Annotated in this window: 15 protein-coding genes; 14 read left to right on the top strand and 1 reads right to left on the bottom strand. The window is 61.9% G+C overall.

Features of this window, described 5'->3' with window-relative positions; genetic code table 11:
• Window positions 1-11 precede the first annotated feature (11 nt).
• The 10 genes from ACFWYE_RS10120 (at window position 12) to ACFWYE_RS10165 (ending at window position 12,044) form a co-directional block, all read left to right on the top strand.
• Window positions 12-1,460: a UDP-N-acetylmuramoyl-L-alanyl-D-glutamate--2,6-diaminopimelate ligase gene (locus ACFWYE_RS10120; protein WP_379111108.1), complete on the top strand. Its 1,449-nt coding sequence runs from the start codon at window positions 12-14 to the stop codon at window positions 1,458-1,460.
• A complete protein-coding gene (locus ACFWYE_RS10125) occupies window positions 1,457-2,887 on the top strand; it encodes a UDP-N-acetylmuramoylalanyl-D-glutamyl-2,6-diaminopimelate--D-alanyl-D-alanine ligase (RefSeq protein WP_379068561.1) in 1,431 nt (476 codons plus the stop codon). The genes ACFWYE_RS10120 and ACFWYE_RS10125 overlap by 4 nt, the downstream gene beginning before the upstream one ends.
• Before the next feature lie 22 nt (window positions 2,888-2,909).
• A complete protein-coding gene (gene mraY, locus ACFWYE_RS10130) occupies window positions 2,910-3,992 on the top strand; it encodes a phospho-N-acetylmuramoyl-pentapeptide-transferase (RefSeq protein ID WP_024923442.1) in 1,083 nt (360 codons plus the stop codon).
• Between the two features lie 7 nt (window positions 3,993-3,999).
• Window positions 4,000-5,400 (top strand): UDP-N-acetylmuramoyl-L-alanine--D-glutamate ligase, encoded by a 1,401-nt coding sequence (gene murD, locus ACFWYE_RS10135; RefSeq protein ID WP_379068564.1) that lies wholly within the window; start codon window positions 4,000-4,002, stop codon window positions 5,398-5,400.
• On the top strand, window positions 5,400-6,557 hold the full coding sequence (gene ftsW, locus ACFWYE_RS10140) for a putative lipid II flippase FtsW (protein WP_379068567.1): 1,158 nt from the start codon (window positions 5,400-5,402) through the stop codon (window positions 6,555-6,557). The genes murD and ftsW overlap by 1 nt, the downstream gene beginning before the upstream one ends.
• A 13-nt stretch (window positions 6,558-6,570) precedes the next feature.
• The gene (murG, locus tag ACFWYE_RS10145; protein ID WP_379111110.1) at window positions 6,571-7,698 is read left to right on the top strand and encodes an undecaprenyldiphospho-muramoylpentapeptide beta-N-acetylglucosaminyltransferase; all 1,128 of its coding nucleotides are present in this window, start codon (window positions 6,571-6,573) and stop codon (window positions 7,696-7,698) included.
• Window positions 7,695-9,101, top strand: coding sequence for a UDP-N-acetylmuramate--L-alanine ligase (murC, locus tag ACFWYE_RS10150; protein WP_379068570.1), 1,407 nt, complete (start codon window positions 7,695-7,697; stop codon window positions 9,099-9,101). The genes murG and murC overlap by 4 nt, the downstream gene beginning before the upstream one ends.
• Window positions 9,098-10,063 carry a UDP-N-acetylmuramate dehydrogenase gene (murB, locus tag ACFWYE_RS10155; RefSeq protein ID WP_379111112.1) on the top strand — a complete coding sequence of 322 codons (966 nt, stop codon included), beginning with the start codon at window positions 9,098-9,100 and terminating at the stop codon, window positions 10,061-10,063. The genes murC and murB overlap by 4 nt, the downstream gene beginning before the upstream one ends.
• 304 nt (window positions 10,064-10,367) lie before the next feature.
• Window positions 10,368-11,210, top strand: a complete 843-nt coding sequence (locus tag ACFWYE_RS10160) for a transporter substrate-binding domain-containing protein (RefSeq protein WP_379111113.1) — start codon at window positions 10,368-10,370, stop codon at window positions 11,208-11,210.
• Between the two features lie 18 nt (window positions 11,211-11,228).
• Window positions 11,229-12,044: an amino acid ABC transporter permease gene (locus ACFWYE_RS10165; RefSeq protein WP_379111115.1), complete on the top strand. Its 816-nt coding sequence runs from the start codon at window positions 11,229-11,231 to the stop codon at window positions 12,042-12,044.
• Window positions 12,045-12,054: 10 nt separating this feature from the next.
• Here ACFWYE_RS10165 and ACFWYE_RS10170 read toward each other — a convergent pair whose 3' ends face one another.
• The gene (locus ACFWYE_RS10170) at window positions 12,055-13,491 is read right to left on the bottom strand and encodes an MFS transporter (protein WP_379111116.1); all 1,437 of its coding nucleotides are present in this window, start codon (window positions 13,489-13,491) and stop codon (window positions 12,055-12,057) included.
• 106 nt (window positions 13,492-13,597) lie between these two features.
• Between ACFWYE_RS10170 and ACFWYE_RS10175 the strand changes: the two genes are divergently transcribed.
• The 4 genes from ACFWYE_RS10175 to ftsA all read left to right on the top strand — a co-directional run bounded on the left by ACFWYE_RS10175 (window position 13,598) and on the right by ftsA (window position 17,667).
• The gene (locus ACFWYE_RS10175) at window positions 13,598-14,203 is read left to right on the top strand and encodes a TetR/AcrR family transcriptional regulator (RefSeq protein WP_379111118.1); all 606 of its coding nucleotides are present in this window, start codon (window positions 13,598-13,600) and stop codon (window positions 14,201-14,203) included.
• 304 nt (window positions 14,204-14,507) lie between these two features.
• Complete coding sequence (locus ACFWYE_RS10180) at window positions 14,508-15,434, top strand: D-alanine--D-alanine ligase (RefSeq protein WP_379111120.1); 927 nt, start codon at window positions 14,508-14,510, stop codon at window positions 15,432-15,434.
• Window positions 15,422-16,363: a cell division protein FtsQ/DivIB gene (locus ACFWYE_RS10185; protein ID WP_379111121.1), complete on the top strand. Its 942-nt coding sequence runs from the start codon at window positions 15,422-15,424 to the stop codon at window positions 16,361-16,363. Before ACFWYE_RS10180 ends, ACFWYE_RS10185 begins: the two co-directional genes overlap by 13 nt.
• Window positions 16,360-17,667 carry a cell division protein FtsA gene (gene ftsA, locus ACFWYE_RS10190; RefSeq protein ID WP_379111123.1) on the top strand — a complete coding sequence of 436 codons (1,308 nt, stop codon included), beginning with the start codon at window positions 16,360-16,362 and terminating at the stop codon, window positions 17,665-17,667. Before ACFWYE_RS10185 ends, ftsA begins: the two co-directional genes overlap by 4 nt.
• Window positions 17,668-17,711 lie beyond the last annotated feature (44 nt).

Raw genomic sequence — 17,711 nt, forward strand, 5'->3', positions numbered from 1 at the left:
ACTGGGGATCGATGAAGCTTAGAGATTTAGCCGGTATCCTGCCTGTCGAGGCTTCCTCCGACATCGCGGTGACCGGCATCACCTCGGATTCCCGGCAGGTGCAGCCGGGCGATCTGTTCTTTGCCCTTGTCGGTACAAAAGCGGACGGTTCAGCCTATGCCGTTGACGCGGCAAAACGCGGCGCAAGCGCAATCGTCGCCGCAAAAGGCGCGGCCATAGCCGGCCTCGGCGTTCCTGTATTTTTCGCTGACGATCCCCGGCACGCATTAGCGCTCGCAGCGGCGCGCTTCTTCGGTCGCCAGCCGGAGACGATGGTCGCCGTCACCGGCACCAGCGGCAAGACTTCGGTGGCGGCGTTCACGCGTCAGATCTGGGAGCATGCCGGCTTCGCCGCGGCATCGATCGGAACCACCGGCGTGGTTGCGCCCGGCCGCAATGAGTATGGCTCGTTGACGACGCCGGATCCGGTTGAGCTGCACAAGCTGCTCAAGGAGCTTGCCGACGCTGGCGTCACGCATGCCTCGATGGAAGCCTCCAGCCATGGCCTCGACCAGCGCCGCCTGGACGGCGTCCGGCTATCGGCAGGCGCTTTCACCAATCTGGGTCGCGACCACATGGACTATCATCCTACGGTCGAGGAGTACCACAAGGCCAAGCTGCGCCTGTTCGATTCACTTCTGCCCAAAGGCTCACCGGCGGTGATCTTCGCCGACGATCCGTGGTCGGAGCCGACCATCGTTGCCGCCAGGGCCGCGGGACTTTCGGTGCTGACCGTTGGCCGCCATGGCAAATTCCTTGAACTCAAGCGCGTCGAGCATGAGCGCCATCGCCAGCGTGCGGAAATCATGGCCGATGGCGCCATCTACGAGATCGACCTGCCGTTGGCAGGCGACTTCCAGATTTACAATGCCCTGGTTTCAGCGGGTCTGGCTATTGCCACTGGAACACCTGCCGCCAAGGCTTTGCCTGCACTGGAGAAATTGAAAGGCGCGCCAGGCCGGCTCGATCTCGTCGGTACGACGGGTGCCGGTGCTCCGGTCTATGTCGACTATGCCCACAAGCCGGACGCACTGGAAAATGTGCTGGCTTCCGTGCGCCCGTTCACGACGGGGCGCGTTCTGGTGGTGTTCGGCTGCGGTGGCGACCGTGACCGCGGCAAGCGTCCGATCATGGGCGAGATCGCCACGCGGCTGGCCGACGTGGTCATTGTCACGGATGACAACCCGCGCTCGGAAGTGCCGGAGGAGATCCGCGCCGCCATTCTTGCCGCGGCGCCCGGTGCCATCGAGATTGGTGACCGCCGTCAGGCCATTCATGAAGCGGTTGGCATGCTCCATGCCGGCGACACTCTCATCGTGGCTGGCAAGGGCCACGAAGAAGGGCAGACGGTTGGCTCGCAGACGCTTCCATTCTCCGACCATGAAGAAGTGCGTGTCGCGCTCCGGGAGCGCGCCGCATGAATCATCTCTGGACCGCCGAAGCTCTCGTCGCAGCCGTTGACGGTCGTCCGATCGGCAGCATGCCCGAGGGCATCAGCGGCATCTCCATCGACAGCCGCAGCCTGCAGCCGGGCGAAGCCTTCTTCGCCATCAAGGGCGACACCATGGACGGGCACGACTTTGCCACGGCCGCCATCAAGGCGGGGGCAGGCGTGCTGGTGGTCGCGGAAGGCAAGTTGCCGGCGCTCGGCCGGCTGACCGCGCCCATGATCGTCGTACCCGACGTGCTTGCCGCTTTGGAAAAGCTGGGGATCGCCTCGCGAGCCCGTTCCCGGGCGCGGATCATTGCCGTGACCGGTTCGGTCGGCAAGACCTCGACCAAGGAGGCGTTGCGCCATGTGCTTTCCACCGTTGGCAAGGTGCATGCCTCGGCTGCCTCGTTCAACAACCACTGGGGAGTGCCGCTGACCTTGGCGCGCATGCCGCAGGACACGGACTACGGCGTGTTCGAAATCGGCATGAACCATCCGGACGAAATCCGTCCGCTGGTGAAGATGGTGCGCCCTCATGTTGCGATCATCACCGTGATTGCTGCTGCCCATCTCGGCTTCTTCCGCAATCTTGATGAGATCGCCCGCGCCAAGGCGGAGATTTTCGAGGGACTGGAGCCCGAGGGCGCTGCACTGCTCAACCGCGACGATCCGCGTTCGACATTGCTCGCCAAGCTGGCGCGGCAAGTGGGCGTTGCCCACGTCTTCGGCTTTGGTGAAGCACAGCGCTCGACCTATCGCATGATCGACTGTGTGGTTGAGGCCGACCATTCGATCATCACCGTCAAGATTGCCGGCAAGGAGCTGGTTGCGCGTGTCGGAGCCCCGGGCCGCCACATTGCGCAGAATGCGCTTGCGGTGCTCGGCGCTGCTCATCTGGTCGGCGCCGAGGTAACGCGGGTGGCCGAAGCGCTCGCCGATCTTTCGGCCGAGCCCGGGCGTGGCGCACGCCACGTTCTGTCACTGTCGGATGGCCCGTTCACATTGATCGATGAAAGTTATAACGCCAATCCGACCTCGATGCAGGTGGCGCTGACGTTGCTCAGGGATACACCGGTCGCCGAAGGGGGGCGCCGTGTCGCCGTGCTGGGTGACATGCTCGAACTTGGAACACAGTCGCAGAAGCTGCATGCGGGGCTCGCCGAGCTGGTCGTGGATTCGGGAGCGGACATGGTGCTGCTGGCCGGACCCGAGATGCAGGCGCTGGCCGATGCGCTTCCAGATGGCACCAATGTTACCTACCAGCCGACGACCGAGGCTTTGAAGCCCTTGCTGCTCGGCGCCTTGCGGCCGGGCGATGTGGTGATGGTCAAATCATCCAAGGGCATTGGCTTTGCCAAGCTGGTCGATACGCTGATCAAGACATTCCCGGCGCACACCGCCGAAACGAGAATTTGAAGGGTCCGGGGGACGAAAACGCATGTTCTGGCTTCTCGTCGACTTTGCCGACCACGTGACGGTCTTCAATGTCTTCCGCTACATCACCTTCCGCACCGGCGGCGCGTTGATCACAGCGGCACTGATCGTGTTCATCTTCGGACCGACGATCATCAATTCGCTGCGGGTGCGCCAGGGCAAGGGGCAGCCGATCCGCGCGGACGGACCGCAGACACATTTCAAGAAGGCAGGCACGCCGACCATGGGCGGCCTGATGATCCTCACCGGCATCATCGGTTCGTCGCTGCTGTGGGCAAACCTTACCAGCATCTATGTCTGGGTGGTGCTGTTCGTGACGCTGGGTTTTGGCGCCATCGGCTTCTATGACGACTACCTGAAAGTAACCAAGCAGTCGCATCTCGGTTTTTCCGGCAAGGCACGCCTGGCGCTCGAGTTCATCATCGCCGGCATCGCTGCCTGGATCATCATGCGCAGCGGCCAGCCGCCATTCTCCTCCTCGCTGACCTTTCCATTCTTCAAGGAACTGATCATCAACCTCGGTTTCTTCTTCATCCCCTTCGCTGCATTCGTGGTGGTGGGTGCGGGAAATGCGGTGAACCTGACCGACGGCCTGGACGGGCTTGCGATCGTGCCGATCATGATCGCGGCGGCTTCCTTCGGTGTCATCGCCTACCTGTCCGGCAATGCGGTCTTTGCCGAATACCTGCAGATCCACTTCGTGCCTGGCACGGGTGAACTGGCGGTGATCCTCGGCGCGGTCATCGGTGCCGGCCTTGGCTTCCTGTGGTTCAATGCGCCGCCGGCAGCCATTTTCATGGGTGATACCGGTTCTCTGGCGCTCGGCGGTCTCATCGGCACGGTGGCGGTTGCGGTCAAGCATGAGATCGTCATGGCCATCATCGGCGGGCTGTTCGTGCTCGAGATCCTGTCCGTCATCATCCAGGTCGGCTACTTCAAGATGACCGGCAAGCGGGTGTTCCTGATGGCGCCGATCCATCACCATTTCGAAAAGCTCGGCTGGACCGAAAGCCAGGTCGTCATCCGGTTCTGGATCATCGCCGTCATCTTGGCGCTGATCGGGCTTTCCACCCTCAAACTGCGATAGGAACTGCATGATCCCGGCAACTTCCTTTGCGGGCAAACGGGTTTCACTGTTCGGGCTCGGTGGCTCGGGGATCGCTACCGCGCGCGCGCTGATCGAGGGCGGGGCAGACGTTCTGGCCTGGGACGACAATCCCGAGAGCGTGGCCAAGGCCGTCGAGCAGGGGATTGCGACGGCTGATCTGCGCGGCGCCGACTGGGCTGGCTTTTCCTCTTTCGTGCTTTCACCCGGTGTGCCTTTGACCCATCCCAAGCCGCATTGGTCGGTGGAGCTGGCGCGTGCCGCCGGTGTCGAAGTGATCGGTGATGTCGAGCTGTTTGCACGCGAGCGCAACAGGCTGCAGGCTGATGCGCCCTTCATCGCCATCACTGGTACCAACGGTAAGTCGACAACGACGGCGCTGACCGCGCACATCCTGCAGTCGGCCGGTCGCGACACGCAGATGGGCGGCAATATCGGCCGCGCTGTCATGACGCTCGACCCGCCAGTATCCGGTCGCCACTATGTCGTCGAGTGTTCGTCCTATCAGATCGACCTGGCGCCCTCGATCAATCCGACCGCCGGCGTGCTCCTCAACCTGACACCGGATCATCTCGACCGGCACGGCACCATGCAGCATTATGCCTCGATCAAGGAGCGGCTGGTGGCCGGTAGCGACACCGCCATCATTGGTGTCGACGACAGCTTCTGCGTGCAGATCGCCGATCGGCTGGAACGCGCCGGCAAGGATGTCATCCGTATCTCCAAGCGATTGCCGCTGACCGACGGCTATTTCGCCGACGGCACCAACCTGATGGAGGCCGTGCACGGTCGTTACAGCCGCATCGGGTTTCTGGAAGGCATCGGCTCGCTGCGCGGGCAGCACAATGCGCAGAACGCGCTGGCGGCGGTAACGGCTTGCCTGAAGGTCGGGCTGGATCTTGGAGAAATCCAATCGGGGTTGGAGAGCTTTCCCGGCCTGGCGCATCGCATGGAGCAGGTTGGCCGCAAGGACCATGTGCTGTTCATCAACGATTCCAAGGCGACCAACGCCGATGCGGCCGCACCGGCGCTTTCCGCCTTTTCTCGCATCTACTGGATCGCCGGTGGTCTGCCCAAGGAAGGTGGCATCGAACCGTTGCGTGGCTTCTTTCCGCGCATCGCCAAGGCCTATCTGATCGGCGAAGCGGCGCCGGCCTTTTCGGCAACGCTCGGCGAGGCGGTGCCTTACGAGATCGCGGGTACATTGGCTGCCGCCGTCGAGCGCGCTGCCGCCGAGGCAGCGCGGGATGAGAGCGGCGAGGCTGTTGTGCTTCTGTCGCCGGCCTGCGCCAGCTTCGATCAATTCAAGAATTTCGAAGTGCGCGGCGAAGCCTTCAGGCAAGCTGTCGCTGCTATTGAAGGCGTGAAACCCATCGGAGGGACACGATAATGGCTGCCAGTCGTCTCGACAAAAGCCCTGTTGCAACCTGGTGGTGGACCATCGATCGATGGTTCCTGGCGGCGTTCCTGCTGTTGATGGGACTGGGCATCGTCCTTTCCTTCGCGGCCAGCCCCGCCGTTGCGCAGCGCATCGGCCTCGGTCCGTTCTATTTCGCGACGCGCCAGATCATCTTCACCGTGCCGGCGCTGTGCGTGATGCTGGGTGTTTCCTTCCTCGAGCCGCGACAGATCCGGCGCATGTCCATCGTCATGCTCTGTATCATGCTGGTGCTGATGGTGGCGGTGCTCTATGTCGGCGTCGAGGTGAAAGGCGCGCGGCGCTGGATCTCGCTTGCCGGTGTTTCCATCCAGCCCTCCGAATTCCTCAAGCCGGCTTTCGTCATCCTCTGTGCCTGGCTCTTTGCCGAACACAAACGTCATCCGGATATTCCAGGCAACGTTCTGGCCATGATCATGCTGGGCCTCGTCGTCGCCTTGCTGCTGGCGCAGCCCGATTTCGGCCAGACCATGCTCGTCACAGGCACCTGGGGCATCATGTTCTTCATGGCCGGTCTGTCGTGGCTGTGGATCGTCGTGCTCGGTGCGCTCGGCATCACCGGCGTGTTTGCCGCCTATACGATACTGCCGCACGTCGCTGGCCGTATCGATCGCTTCCTGACCGGCGAAGGCGACACTTATCAGGTCGACATGGGCAAGGAAGCGCTGATCAACGGCGGCTGGCTCGGCGTTGGGCCGGGCGAGGGCACGGTCAAGCGCGCCATCCCGGACAGTCACGCCGACTTCGTCTTTTCGGTGGCTGGCGAGGAATACGGGTTGATCATGTGTTTCTTCATCATGACCATATTCGCCTTCATCGTCCTGCGCGGCCTCAACACCGCGCTGAAGGAGCATGATGATTTCACCCGCTATGCCATTGGCGGCCTTGTCACCATTTTCGGCCTGCAGTCGACCATCAACATGGCGGTGAACCTGCAGCTGATGCCGGCAAAAGGCATGACGCTGCCTTTCATCTCCTATGGCGGTTCCTCACAGATCGCGATTGCCATCTCGATGGGCATGGTGCTGGCGCTAACCCGCAAGAAGCCAGAGAAGCGCAAGACACTTGGCGGCCTGCAGGGCTACCAGCGTTTCATGCCGGCGGAATGATCGACGCACCGCAATGGCTAAAGGCACTATTCTATTGGCGGCCGGTGGCACCGGCGGGCATCTGTTTCCCGCTGAGGCCCTGGCGCACGAGCTGATCGCGCGGGGCTGGGACGTACACCTGGCGACAGATGACCGCGCCTCGCGCTACGCCAATCATTTTCCGGCGAAAGAGGTGCATACCATTCGCTCCGCGACATTCGGATCGAAGAATCCGATCGCGCTGATCGGAGCCATGTGGCGCATCTGGCAAGGCGTGCGGCAGGCTTCCGGCGTCATCCACCGCATCAAGCCAGCGGTCGTCATGGGGTTCGGTGGCTATCCGACGCTGCCGCCGCTCTACGCAGCCACGCGGCGCAAGGTTATGACCATCATCCACGAGCAGAATGCCGTCATGGGCCGCGCCAACCGTGCTCTTGCCCCTCGGGTCGACGCCATAGCCGGCGGCTTCCTGCCCGAGGACACAAGCGCCGCGGGCGCCAAAACCGTTACCACAGGCAATCCGGTGCGGCCGGCTGTGCTGGAGGCAGCCAGGTCACCATACGTCGCTTCGGCAGGAAGCGACCCGTTCCGGCTGCTGGTGTTCGGTGGCAGTCAGGGCGCGCAGTTCTTCTCCGACGCCGTTCCCTCCGCGGTCGCCCTGCTGTCCGACGCCCAGCGTGCACGGCTCCTCGTCACGCAGCAGGCGCGCGCCGACGATGTCGGCCGGGTCAAGGATGTCTACGCCAGGCTGGGTATCGACGCGCAGGTCTCGCCATTCTTCACCGATATGGCGCAGCGCATGGCTGCCGCTCATCTGGTGATTTCACGTTCCGGCGCCTCGACTGTTTCCGAGATCGCCGTTATCGGGCGGCCGGCCCTGCTGGTTCCTTATCCACATGCCCTTGACCACGATCAGGCCGCGAATGCTGCGGCCCTTGCGGCCGCCGGTGGCGGCGAGGTGCATCCGCAGTCGACGCTCACTCCCGAAACGGTCGCGAGTCTCATAAGCGCGGCAATGGAAGAACCTGAACGTCTCGAAACGATGGCCGCGGCGGCGAAGTCGGTCGGCCGTCCGAACGCTGCGCGGTTGCTCGCCGACCTCGCAGAAGCTATTGCGTCGCGCAAGACGATAGAAGAGTTCAGGAAGGAAACCCGCGCATGAAGATGCCGCAGACGATCGGCCTTGTGCATTTCATTGGCATTGGCGGCATCGGTATGAGCGGCATCGCCGAGGTTCTGCATAATCTCGGCTACCGTGTCCAGGGTTCCGACCAGGCCGAAAGCGCCAATGTCCAGCGCCTGCGTGACAAAGGCATCGAGTGTTTCGTCGGTCACAAGGCCGAGAACCTTGGCGAGGCTGAGGTGGTGGTGGTCTCGACCGCCATCAAGAAGGTCAATCCTGAACTGAGAGCCGCACGCGAAAGGAACCTGCCGGTTGTTCGTCGTGCCGAAATGCTGGCGGAGCTGATGCGTTTCCGCCAGGCCGTCGCGATCGGCGGCACACACGGCAAGACGACGACGACTTCGATGGTGGCGACGCTGCTGGAGGCCGGTGGTCTCGATCCTACCGTCATCAATGGCGGCATCATCAATGCCTATGGCACCAATGCCCGCATGGGCGACGGCGAGTGGATGGTGGTGGAGGCCGATGAAAGTGACGGCACCTTCCTGAAATTGCCTGCCGATATCGCGGTCGTGACCAACATCGATCCCGAACATCTCGACCATTACGGTTCCTTCGACAAGGTGCGCGAGGCGTTTCGCCAGTTTGTCGAGAACGTGCCGTTCTACGGTTTCGGCGTGATGTGCACCGACCATCCAGAGGTGCAGGCCCTGGTCGGGCGCATCGAGGATCGTCGCGTCATCACCTATGGCGAGAATACCCAGGCCGACGTGCGTTTCTCCAATCACCGCATGGACGGCGCAGCGTCGGTCTTCGATGTGACCATCCGCAATCGCAAGGGCGGCGGCGAGACGGCGATTGCCGGCCTGCGGCTGCCGATGCCCGGCCGTCACAATGTTTCGAATGCAACGGCCGCGATCGCGGTTGCCAACGAGCTCGGCATCCCCGCGGAAGCGATCAAGAAGGGGCTGTCGGCATTCGGTGGCGTCAAGCGCCGCTTCACCCATACCGGTTCATGGAATGGTGTCGAAGTGTTCGATGACTATGGCCACCATCCGGTCGAGATCAAGGCGGTGCTCAGGGCGGCGCGCGACGCCACCAAGGGCCGCGTGATCGCGATCGCCCAGCCGCACCGTTTCACCCGCCTGCATGATCTGTTCGATGAATTCGCCTCCTGCTTCAACGACGCCGATACTGTGATGGTGGCGCCGGTCTACGCAGCCGGTGAGGACCCGATCGACGGAGCGTCTTCGGATGCGCTCGTGTCTCGCATCCGCTCCGGCGGCCATCGTGACGCCCGCTATATCGAAGGGCCAGGCGACGTTGCGCCGATCGTACGCACGCTGGCAAAGCCAGGCGATTTTGTCGTCTTTCTCGGTGCCGGCAACATCACGCAATGGGCCTACGCGCTGCCGAAGGAACTCGCCGGAGCTGGATCATGACACGCGGCGCGGCGCTGCTGGAGAAACTCGGCGACAGGCTGGCGGATCTGCGTGGTCGCATCACGCCCGACGCCGAGATGGACAAGATCACCTGGTTCCGCGCCGGTGGTCTGGCGGACGCTCTTTTCCAACCAGCCGACGAGGATGACCTCGCTGCTTTCCTGAGAGCCGTGCCGGAAGAGGTTCCGCTCACCATCGTCGGCGTCGGCTCGAACCTCTTGGTACGTGACGGCGGTATCCAGGGCTTCGTGGTGCGGCTTTCGGCCAAGGGGTTCGGTGCGGCTGAAGTGGTCTCACCGACACGGATCCGCGCTGGTGCCGCGATTCCCGACAAGCGGGTCGCGGCCGTGGCGCTCGAGGCAGGCATAGGCGGTTTTCATTTCTATCATGGCATTCCGGGCGCGATCGGCGGTGCGCTGCGTATGAATGCAGGCGCCAACGGCATCGAAACGCGCGAGCGCGTCGTTGAGGTGAACGCTCTTGACCGCCAGGGCAATGCGCATGTGCTGTCCAATGCCGACATGGGCTACGCCTATCGGCATTCTTCGGCACCGGCAGGCCTGATCTTTACCTCGGCGCTGTTCGAGGGCTATGCCGAAGACCAGGCAGCGATCAAGGCAGCGATGGACGCCGTGCAACACCACCGCGAGACGGTGCAGCCAATTCGCGAGAAGACCGGAGGTTCGACCTTCAAGAATCCCGAGGGCACCTCGGCATGGAAGGAAATCGACAAGGCGGGCTGTCGCGGACTGATGGTGGGCGGCGCGCAGATGTCGCCCATGCATTGCAACTTCATGATCAACACCGGTACTGCGACCGGTTATGATCTTGAAAACCTCGGCGAGACCGTGCGCGAGCGCGTGCTGGAGCATTCGGGCATCCGTCTGCATTGGGAAATCAAGCGCATCGGCAACTTCCGGCCCGGTCGCGAAGTGCAGGAATTTCAGGGACAGTTGCTGTAGGCCCCAGCAATCTACAGATGTCGATGCCTTGAACAGCGGATCGCGCTTGCAGTCCGACAAGAAGCATTTTACGTCTATACATAAGCCGAGCTGGACCAGCCGACCCGGGGAGCAATCAAAGAGGCTGGACCAGTGTGGTCGAAGCGCAATCGTGTTTTGACCTGGCGTTTTATGGGGGCAATTCCAGCAAAAGTGCGCAGTGGTTTTGTGTCCGGAATTGCGTGAAACAAAAGTTAGAGCGTTTGCACGTTTCCGTAAAAACGGAAACGCTCTAGTGTTGGCTGAGGCCGCAGGGAGGCATCCAATGAAATCGAGAAACGCAACGAAACTGGTCTTAGGTGGCCTTCTGGCCGGCATGATCTCGACGGCGCATGCCGGCGAGACGCTGGACAGGATCATGAAGAACAAGGTTCTGGTCGAAGTCACCGATCAGGCCTACCCGCCTTTCTCCTACATCGACGACAAGGGCGAGGTTGTCGGTTTCGACGTCGACATCGCGCGCGAGGTCGCCAAGCGCCTCGGCGTTGAGCTCAAGGTCGAAACGCCATCTTGGGAAATCATCACGGCCGGTAACTGGAAGGGCCGCTGGGACGTCTGCATCTGCTCGATGTCGCCGACTGCAGAGCGCGCCAAGGTCCTGACTTTCGTCAACGAATATTATGGCGCGCCTGCGGTGGTTGCCGTCAATTCCGACAACACCACCATCAAGAGCGTCAAGGACCTCGGCGGCAAGAATGTCGGTACGCAGGGCGGTACGCCTTACGAGAAATACCTGCAGAAGGAACTTGTCATAGAGGTACCGGGGAAGGAGCCAGTGAAGCCGGAATTCCCCTTTGGTGACGTGACGGTCAAGCCTTATGACACCGAGGACTTTGCCTTCCAGGATCTCGGGCTTGGTGACGGCAAGCGTCTCGATGCCGCGGTGGCCGGTTACCTGACGGTCGCAGAGCGCGTCAAGAAGTCGGGGGGCAAGCTCAAGATCGTCGACGACACACTCTTCACCGAGCCGCTCTGGGTGGCCGTAGACAAGGGTGATCCTGAATGGGAAGCCAAGATCAAGGGAATCTTCAAGGCGATGTATGATGACGGCACGCTGAAGACGATTTCCGAGAAGTGGGTCGGCCGCGACATTTCGGCCAAGCAGTAACGGCAGGGGCGGTCGGGCGTGGCGTCAGAGCAAACAACCGGCCAGACACGTGCCGGCGCAGTGGACAGGGCGTTTCGTGTCCGTGTCGGTATCGTCTGGATTGTGCTGCTGGCCCTGTTCGTCGCCTTCTTCCTGTCCTTCGGGCTCGACCTGCCCTTTATCGTCGACAAGTTCCCGGCGCTGGCTGGCTTCACGCTCAGCCGCGCCGGATTCATCCAGGGCGCGGTTCTCACGCTCTATGTCTGCTTTTTCTCCATTATCGCGTCGGTTATTCTGGGGCTGCTGGCGGCGCTGGGACGTCTGTCGAAGAGCTCCGTCGCCTACGGAATTTCGACTTTCTACACTTCGTTCTTCCGCGGCACGCCGCTGCTGGTGCAGATTTTCCTGATCTATCTCGGCATCCCGCAGATCGGACCGGTGCCGGCGGCGATCCCATCCGGCATCATCGCGCTTTCACTGAATTACGGCGCCTATCTCAGCGAGATATTTCGCGCGGGGTTGTTATCCGTGCCTGCCGGCCAGCGCGAAGCCGGGCTGGCGCTTGGCCTGCACCCCTGGCAGCTGATGGTGAAAGTGGTGATGCCGCAGGCGATCCGCGTCGCCATCCCACCGACTGGTTCGCAGTTCATTGCGATGCTGAAGGATTCCTCGCTGATCTCGGTGATGGGTGTCACCGAAATCATGTTCGTGGCGCAGTCCTATGGCCGGGCCAGCTATCGTTATATCGAAATGCTGACGACGGCGGCCGCAATCTACTGGTTCCTGTCGATCATGTTCGAACTGGTGCAGGCGCGGCTGGAGAGCCATTTCGGCAAGGGCTACCGCGCCCGCTAGTTCTCCGGTTTCAAATGCTCTTCGGCGTCCTTCTTTGCGAGACCAGCGCAACGAGGATGCTTAGCGCGATACCTGCGGTCGCGATCCAGAGTGCTGATTGCATTCCTGCGGCGGTCGCCTGCTGGGGCGTGGCGCCGCTCAGGCTGCCGACATGGCGGTTTGCGACCGCGATCAGCACGGCAAGGCCAATGGCGTTGCCGACATTGAGAGTGGTTGATGCCATGCCGGAGGCTACGCCTTGTTCTTCGTGGCGCACGCCGGACGCCGCGGCAATCCACATGGCGGTCCAGACGATGCCCTGGCCGATACCCGACACGATCAGACCAGGCGCAAGGGCAAGGTAGGTGCCTTCAGGTGTCACTGCCGGCACCATGAGTGCGGTGCCGATGGCACCGATCACCATGCCCCCGATCAGGCTGGAGCGGTTCGAGAGGCGGGTCGACAGACGCGCGCCGAGTTGCGTGCCGGTAGCAATTGCGATCGACGGGACGAGGAGGGCGATGCCGGTTTCCAACGCGGAGTAACCCTGCACATTCTGAAACAGCACGGTGAGGAAATAGGGCAACGTGCCGAAGGTCGCCATGTAGAGGAAGGTGATCGTCATGCCGGCAACCAGGCTGCGGTTGCGTAACAGCCGCAACGGCATCAGCGGGTCTGCGCTTTTCGCTTCGATGGTGGCGAAGGCGATGAGAAGGAGGACCGCGAGTCCCGCGCTCCAGAGGATTGAAAGCGAGAGCCAGCCATATTCCGGCCCCTGCACGAGGGCAAAGACCAGCAAGGTCGCTCCAGCAGTAACAGTGAAGGCGCCGGCAAAGTCGAAACTACGGCGTTCGTGTTGCCTGGGATCACGCGGAATGACGAAAAATGCCGCGATGATGGCAACGCCGGCGAGCAGCACGTTGACATAGAAGACCGACGGCCAGCCGAAGGCGGCGGTGAGGAAACCGCCTGCCAACGAGCCAATGGTCAGGCCACTGGCACCGGCGCCACCCCAGATCGCAAGTGCACGGTTGCGCTCAGGCCCTTCCTCGAACAGCCGATTGACCAGTGAGAGCGTCGCCGGAAACAGAAATGCACCGCCGATGCCCTGTACAGCGCGAGCGGCGATGATGATTTCTGGCGCCCAGGCGAGAGCACCGATCAGCGAGGACAGTGCGTAGAGCCACAAGGCGAAGATGAACATGCGTCGCTGACCGATCAAATCGGCTGCGCGTCCGCCAAACAGCAGGAAGCCGCCGGTGAAGACGGTGTAGACGCTGACCACCCACTGCAGTGTCTGGCTGGAAAAGCCGAGGCCGGCGCCGATCTCCGGCAGTGCAACGAAGACGATGTTGAGATCGAGCGCGATAATCAGCTGCGCGAATGCAAGCAGGGCAAGGGTCGCACCGCGCCGTGCTCCGCTTCGAGCGGTGGAGTTGTGTGTCAGGGCTTCGTTTGACGCACTCATCGGGGACGATCTCCTGTGTCGATTCTTTGTCGATCGACAAATAACGAAAGCTTGCATCGGAATGTCAAGCGAATTATTTGTTGATCGATCAAGAATGGAGAAGATGATGGCGCGCCCTCGGGAATTTGATCGCGATGAAGCGCTTGTGAAGGCGCGCGATGCATTCTGGGCGCGTGGCTATGAAGGCACTTCAATGGCCGACCTCGTTTCGGAACTGGGTATCGCTTCCGCCCGCATCTATGCCGCCTTTGGCTCAAAAGAGGATTTGTTCCGCGAGGCGATCGGGCTCTATGAAGCCAGGGAGGGCGGCTTCGTGGACAGGGTTCTTGCCGAAGAGCCAACGGCACACCTGGCGATCGAACGCATCCTGCGCGAAGCCGTGGAAACCTACACACCGCCCGGCAAGCCCTGGGGCTGCATGGTGGTGACGGCGGCGACAAACTGTGCCGTCGAAAACCGCCGCTTGCAGGACTGGCTGGCGGATCGGCGTCGCCAGCAAACGGCAGCGATTGCCGAGCGCTTGGAGCAGGCGCGCCGCGGCGGCGAGTTCGTCGAAGACACCGACGTGGAGCGTCTCGGCGACTACCTGACGGCAGTCATGCACGGCCTTTCCGTGCAGGCGCGCGATGGTGTCTCCGCCGAGCGGCTGGCAGCGCTTTGCGACTTGTCGTTGCAAACGGTCGCTGGTTTCCTGAAGCCTCGAGCGAGCTGATTTCCGCCAGTTGCAAGAGGCTGGTTTCTGCTGTTGCTCCTGTTGCGCGGAAGTCTGCGGCTGCGTTGCAGAAAAGACTCAAAAGCCGGCTTTCGAAGCGCTTTTTTTCAGAAAGTGAATCCGCTGGAATCATAGGGGCTTGTCAGTGAATCAACTCTCTGATTCTTTGGGGCAACAGCGTTTCCTGATTTGAGTCGTTCGACGCGTGGGGCCGCGTTTCATCTGGGGAAGTCATTCTCCGGACATGTGAGATTCATGTCTGGAAATGGAAGTGTGAACCCGCCGCTAGAGGGATGACGGGGTGATGAAGAAGAAACATGTGGCCGTCCTGCTGGGAGGTTTTTCGTCCGAGCGGCCCGTGTCCTTGTCTTCCGGGAAAGCTTGTGCCGATACGCTTGAGGCGGAGGGTTATCAGGTTACTCGGGTCGATGTCGGGCGCGATGTTTCCTCTGTCCTGGCTGAGCTGAAGCCGGATGTCGTCTTCAATGCCTTGCATGGTCCCTATGGTGAAGACGGTACCATCCAGGGCGTGCTCGAATTCCTTGGGATTCCCTATACACATTCCGGCGTGCTGGCTTCGGCGCTCGCCATGAACAAGGAGCAGGCCAAGAAGGTGGCGAAGGCTGTCGGGATCCCGGTTGCTGAATCCCGGGTCATCGACCGTTTCACCATCAAGAGTGAGCATCCGATGAGGCCGCCCTACGTGGTCAAGCCTGTCAATGAGGGCTCCAGCTTTGGTGTGGTTATCGTCAAGGAGGATCAGTCGCATCCGCCGCAGCTGATCTCGTCGCCGGAGTGGAATTATGGCGAGGAGGTCATGGTCGAGCGTTACGTCCATGGGCGCGAATTGACCTGCGCCGTGATGGGTGATGTGGCGCTCGGTGTCTGCGAGATCATTCCGACCGGCCATTCCTTCTACGATTATGATTCAAAATACGTTCCAGGTGGATCAAAACACGAAGTCCCCGCTAAAATTTCACTAAATATTTACCAAAAAATACAGACACTGGCCCTTAAGGCTCACCAAGCGATCGGTTGCCGGGGCGTCTCCCGGTCGGACTTCCGTTACGACGACCGTCATTCCGAAAACGGCGAGGTTGTCTGGCTCGAAATCAACACGCAGCCGGGTATGACGCCGACGTCTTTGGTGCCGGAGATCGCTGCCCAGGCAGGGCATTCGTTCGGCGAGCTGTTGAGTTGGATGGTGGAGGACGCGTCGTGTCGGCGTTGAACTGGGGACAGAGCGGAAGAAAGGGTGCGATGCCGCGCGCCCGCTTCGGTGCGTCCTCGTGGCTCGATCGTTTCGTTCTGCCCAGGATGCTGCGCAAGCCCGTGCGCACGCTCGGTCGGCTCACGCGTGGCGAGTTCGATGCGCCGCCCTTCGCGGCGACTGTGATCAATACCGTGTTTCTTGCCTCCTCCCTGACCTATGGTGCCTATCTCGGCGGGCATCTCGATGGCTTCGTGCAGGATGTGACTGCCCGAACGGGCTTTGCAGTCGATCAGATCAAAGTGGTCGGCAATCGCGAGACGTCGGAAATCGACATTCTCGACAAGCTCGATCTGAACGGCTGGACCTCGCTGGTTGGTTTCAGTGCTGAAGGCGCGCGCGAGCGCATCGCGCTGCTGCCCTGGATCCAGTCGGTGGCGGTGCGCAAGGTTTATCCGCATCTTCTCGAGGTGCGCATAGACGAGCGTCAGGCTTTCGCCATCTGGCAGCGAGGCACGGAACTGTCGGTGATCGAGAGGGATGGTCGTATCATTGCGCCTTACACAGGCGGCGATCAGTCGAAACTGCCGCTGCTGGTCGGGCAGGGCGCGCCAGAACATGCGCCGGCACTGATGGCCAAGGTGGCCGGTTTCCCTGAGCTTGCCTCCAGGGTCCGTGGCTACATCCGTGTCGGTGACCGGCGTTGGGACATCAAGCTGGACAACGGCGTCGTTATCAAGCTGCCGGAGTTCGATGTCGATCAGGCGATGGCCGAGCTGGTGCGCCTTGATCGCGAGAAGGGGTTGCTGTCACGCGACATCGCTTCGATCGACATGCGCCTCTCCGATCGTTTGACGGTGCAGTTGACGCAAGAAGCGGCGACCGCGCGTGAGGCGGCGCTGAAGGAACAGGCCAAGATGGCAAAGCGCAAGGCGGGGCAGCAGATATGAGTTGGCTCGGCGGCAACAATGATGGAGCCTCGCGTCGGTCTGGCGTGCTGACGGTTCTTGATGTCGGCTCGAGTAAAGTCTGCTGCGTGGTGGCGAAACTCAAGCCCTGCGAGGAGGGCCACCTGCTGCGTGGCCGCTCGCATCGCATCCAGGTCATCGGTATCGGCCACCAGAAATCGCACGGTGTGAAGTCGGGCGTCGTCATCGATCTCGATCGCGCTGAACACGCCATCCGCCTGGCGGTGGATGCAGCGGAACGCATGGCGGGTCTCACGGTGGACTCGCTGATCGTCAACATGACGGCGGGCCGCCTGAAGAGCGAAACCTTCAATGCCACCATCAATCTTGGCGGTCATGAAGTCGACGAAAACGACATCAAGCGGGTGCTTGGGGCTGGCGCCAAGCAGGCGCTGAAATCCGAGCGCGAAGTCCTGCATGCCTTGCCTGTGGGCTTTTCGCTGGATGGCGAGCGTGGCGTGCGCGATCCGCGCGGCATGGTCGGCGACACGCTTGGCGTCGACATGCATGTCATGACCGGTGACTCGGCGCCGCTGCGCAATCTGGAGCTCGCGATCAACCGCTCGCACCTGTCGGTCGAGCGTCTGATCGCCACGCCCTATGCCGCGGGCCTCGCGGCGCTTGTCGACGACGAACTGGAAATGGGCGCCGCTTGTATCGACATGGGCGGTGGCACCACCACGATCTCCGTCTTCTCGGAAGGCAAGTTCGTCTACGGCGACTCGATCCCCGTCGGGGGCAACCACGTCACGCTCGACCTGGCCAAGGGCCTGTCGACCTCGCTGGATGCAGCGGAGCGACTGAAGGTGATGCATGGCTCGGCCTTGCCCGGCAGCTCGGACGATCGCGATCTCGTCACCATCCAGCCGATCGGCGAGGAGGGCGAGGCACCGCTGCAAATTCCACGTTCGGTGATGACACGAATCATCCGGGCCCGTATCGAGGAAACCCTGGAGCTGTTGCGCGAGCGGCTGAGCAAATCAGGCTACGGCAATGTGGTGGGCAAGCGGGTCGTTCTGACCGGCGGTGCCAGCCAGCTTGCCGGCATGCCGGAAGCAGCCCGTCGTGTGCTGGGACGCAATGTGCGTGTCGGACGCCCGCTTGGCGTTGCGGGGTTGCCGGAAGCGGCGAAGGGACCGGCTTTCTCGACCGCGGTCGGGCTCATGATCTATCCGCAGGTTGCTTCCTTCGAGAGCCATCCTGCCTTTGGAGCTTCCCGTTTCAAGATGACTGGAACAGGGGGAAGACTTCACCGCATGGGTCAGTGGTTGAGAGACAGTTTTTAGTTGAGTTGACGGGGACAGCCCCATAAGCGGCCGCGACGGCGAAG

Origin of the sequence: Mesorhizobium sp. NPDC059025 (genome assembly GCF_042739655.1) — a bacterium.
Classification (GTDB): domain Bacteria; phylum Pseudomonadota; class Alphaproteobacteria; order Rhizobiales; family Rhizobiaceae; genus Mesorhizobium.